The following is a 270-nucleotide window of genomic DNA, read 5'->3' on the forward strand; positions in this document are numbered from 1 at the left end:
CAACGGGTGAATCCGCAATACCATACAGCGTCTGTGGGCGCGTTGCCATCAGCCTAGCATAGTCGACCTGCTTAAAGGTTCTGACTAGCTGAGCGTAGGCGCCCACTTCCTCGGCAGATAGCCCGCCGGGAGCAGGGGCACCGGCCAGAAGCGCCTTATCAACGTCGGCTGGAACGGTAGCGGGCATGTTGGTGTGGATGCCGAGAAGGCCCTCCGGAGCCTGAAGACCCATCTGGTCGACGACAAATGCACCCCAGTCGCCACCCTGCG

1 pseudogene is annotated in these 270 nt (G+C 61.9%); it reads right to left on the reverse strand.

The features are described from left to right. Nucleotides 1-270 (reverse strand): annotated as a pseudogene (locus EOD29_RS36655) (epoxide hydrolase); the annotation flags it as partial.

Origin of the sequence: Mesorhizobium sp. M1A.T.Ca.IN.004.03.1.1, assembly GCF_003997555.1 — a bacterium.
Lineage (GTDB): Bacteria > Pseudomonadota > Alphaproteobacteria > Rhizobiales > Rhizobiaceae > Mesorhizobium.